At 63.4% G+C, this 3259-nt stretch carries 2 protein-coding genes and 1 pseudogene; all 3 read left to right on the top strand.

The features are described 5' to 3' along the window. Window positions 1-564, top strand: a pseudogene (locus WBV42_RS07470) (tRNA guanosine(15) transglycosylase TgtA); the annotation flags it as partial. Window positions 565-953: 389 nt separating this feature from the next. After that, complete coding sequence (locus WBV42_RS07465) at window positions 954-1349, top strand: SPW repeat domain-containing protein (RefSeq protein ID WP_423985465.1); 396 nt, start codon at window positions 954-956, stop codon at window positions 1347-1349. A 131-nt stretch (window positions 1350-1480) separates the two neighbouring features. Beyond that, window positions 1481-3259 (top strand): archaeosine synthase subunit alpha (gene arcS / locus WBV42_RS07460; RefSeq protein WP_423985464.1); only part of this gene is annotated, 1779 nt, incomplete at its 3' end.

Below are 3259 nucleotides of genomic sequence, written 5' to 3'. Positions count from 1 at the left end.
CTGCTGGCGGAGCACAACCTCCACGTCACCTTCGAGGAGATTCGGACCATTAAGCAGGCGATTCGGACGGGCAACCTGTTCGAACTGGTCGAGAATCGAGCGCGCGCCCACCCGGCCATGCTCGACGGCTACCGGGCGCTCGGCGACCACGCGGCGCAACTCGAACGCACCGACCCGGCCTCGAAGGGAGCGTTCTTCTATCTCTCCGGCGAGAGCGCGGCCCGGCCGGAAGTCGTCCGCCACCATCAGCGACTCTCACGGCTGAATCCCGAGGGGCGGGTGCTCCTCACCGAGGGCAACCCGAGCAGTCGCTACGACGAATCGTGGAACGTCGTCCCGCCGTTCGGTCCGTTCCCGCGTGCGCTCTCGGAGACGTATCCGCTTACCGCCGAGATTCCGGACCGGATGGACACGGCGGGGTACGAGTCGGCGGCCCGCGGCGTGGCTCGGTTGGTCGAGGAGAACCCGGAGACGGAGTTCACGCTCGCACACCGTGGCTGGCCCGAATCAGCGCTCTCCGTCGTTCCCGATGCGGTGCGAACCGTGGACCTCTCAACCGTTTGAGCGACCGCGGATCCTCGTCGGCATATATATTCCATTAATTCGAAAGCGAAACCATTGGGGCGGCTCCGTCCTTTATTTTAGGTGCCGGGATGGTATGGATCCCGGTACTGGACAACTTATATGGCTGTCACGGACTCGCTGTGGAGGGCGAGTACCTTCCGTGACCAGCGTGGCCCATCCGGGTCGGTGGCGGCGTCAACTCACTTCGACCCGACGGCTACGCTGTCCTTCTCTTCGGTCGTTACTTCTCGCGATCAGTAGCGTGGCTACTCCACAAAGCTTTGGACCCCTCGTCGGTCGGATAAACTGCCTGCCATGGAAGCCAGAGTTCCTCTCCGGACACATACCGTAGTCGGAGTGCCGGGAAACCCGGTACGAGGTGACTATCAATGAGTTCGACCAACGAATCTACACCGTCGAAATGGGCATCCGGTGCGAACGTTCTGCTCGGGTTGTGGCTGTTCTTCATCCCGACGTTCGTTTGGTCGGCCAGTGGCGCGAGCTTCTGGAACGACATTATCGTCGGAGCAGCCATCACCATCATCGGCGCGTACGGCGTGTATAGCGCGACGAACGGCAGTTCGTCGGCGAACTGGAGCAACGGACTCAACACGCTACTCGGCTTGTGGATGATCGCGTCCGCGTTCATTTGGGCCGGGACCACCCTGTTGTTCTGGAACGACATCGTCGTCGGCGTCGTCGTCGCGGTCCTCGCCGGGTTCGCGACGTTCACCGGTTCCGGTACCAACGCGACGGCTGGTGGGGAGAGCCCGGACAGTCACTGAGCACCGTATCGACCCAGTAGTCGATTATTTTCAAAATCAATATTTCGGCGAGTTCCGACGGTCCTCGACCGGATCGTATGGACTCACGGAGTTACGCAAGATAGTTCAATCCGCTTCCCCGAAACACGGGTATGACCGATTATTTCGAGGTTCACGGCCGCGACGGGGCGGCCCGAATCGGGGAACTTCGCCTCTCCGAGTCAGTGACCACGCCCGGACTCGCTGAGCGGGCGGAACGGCGTTCCGCCGAACGGTCGAGCGGCTATTGCCGCGAGACGGTTGTCGTTTCCGACGGCGGAAGCCTCTGGTTCAAAGAGCGCGACGTGCCAGAGGGTGACGAGTCGAAACTGACCGTACTGCCACACCGCGCGTTCCCGAGCGGCACCGACGAGGAAGTAATGGAGTCGTTCGCGGTCGAGTATCCGGACGTGGAGTTCCCGAGCGCCGCCGTCGTCTCCCCCGAGACGGCCGAGGACTTCGGTGCTGACGCCTACATCGTCTCGGGTGCCCGTGGTTTCGTCGGCCACGGAGCGGGATTCAAGGACGCCGTCATCGAAACCCGCGAGGCGATTCCCGGCGACAGCGCGCTCATGCTGTCGGGCGTCGCCACGCCGGAAAACGTCGCCACGCTGGTGTACGCCGGAGTGGACCTCGTGGACTCCGATTTGGCCGTCGTCAAGGGAACCCAAGGAAAGTACCTCACCACGGAAGGCCACCACTTTTTGGACGACCTCCACGAACTGCCGTGTTCCTGCCCGGCCTGCCAGCGTCCGTTGGACGAGTTCACGCGCGAACACTGCGTCGAACACAACGTCAATGCGCTCCGAGCCGAGTTGGCCATCGTTCGCGAGCGGATCCGTGCAGGGCGACTCCGGGACTACATCGAGGGGCAGGCCCGCCACGAGCAGTGGCTCACCGCCGCGTTCCGCGAGTTCGACCAGGAGTGGAGCTACCTCGAGGAACGCACCCCAGTCATCCGCAATTCGGAACTCGCGGCCGCCACCGAGGACAGCCTGCGCCGCGTCGAGATTCAGCGCTTCGCTGACCGCGTGACGACGCGCTACCGAAACCGGTTCGATCGCCCGCTGGTGCTTCTTCCCTGCTCCGCAAAAAAGCCCTATAGCGAATCCCAGAGCCACGGTCAGTACCACGACGCCATTCAGTTCCGCGCGCACAAGGTGTCGATGACGAGTCCCATCGGCGTCGTCCCGCAGGAACTCGAACTCACCTATCCCGCACAGCACTACGATTCGGTCGTGACCGGTCGCTGGAGCGAGGACGAAAAGGAGTTCGTCGCGAAAGTCCTCCGGCGGTACTTGGAACGAAACGAGTATCCGCGAGTCATCGCCCACGTTCCCGGGGAGGGCTACCGCGACATCTGTGAGCGCGTCGAGGACGCGCTGGACATGGAGTTCGAGTACACCGTCGAGGACCACCCAACGACGACCGAATCGCTCGCCAACCTCGCGCGCACCCTGACCGGCGAGTCGAAGTATGGCAAGCGCGACCGCCAGCATAACACCGTCCGGGCGATGGCCGACTACCAGTTCGGCGACGGCGCGGGCGACGAACTGTTCTCGGAACTCAACATCCAGAGTCGCTACCCGAAACTGCGCGTGCACGACGACGACGGCGAGCAACTCGCCGCGATGGTTCCCCAGTACGGAACCCTCTCGTTCACGCTCGATGGTGCACGCCACTGGGTCGAGAGCGGCGCACCGATCAAGCGCGTCGAGATCGACGCCTTTGCCCCCCACGGAAGCGTCCTCGCACCCGGCGTCGTGGACGCGGACGACGACATCCGCCCCGGTGACGAAGTCGTCATCGAAGGCCCGAAGGCGTTCGCCATCGGCCGCGCCGAGATGAGTGGCCCTGAAATGGTCGAATCCACCCGTGGCATCGCCACCGAG

This window comes from Haladaptatus sp., assembly GCF_049589095.1.
Taxonomy (GTDB): domain Archaea; phylum Halobacteriota; class Halobacteria; order Halobacteriales; family Haladaptataceae; genus Haladaptatus.
The sequence above is the reverse complement of the archived record's forward strand: the minus strand, read 5'-3'. Positions and strand labels throughout refer to the sequence as shown.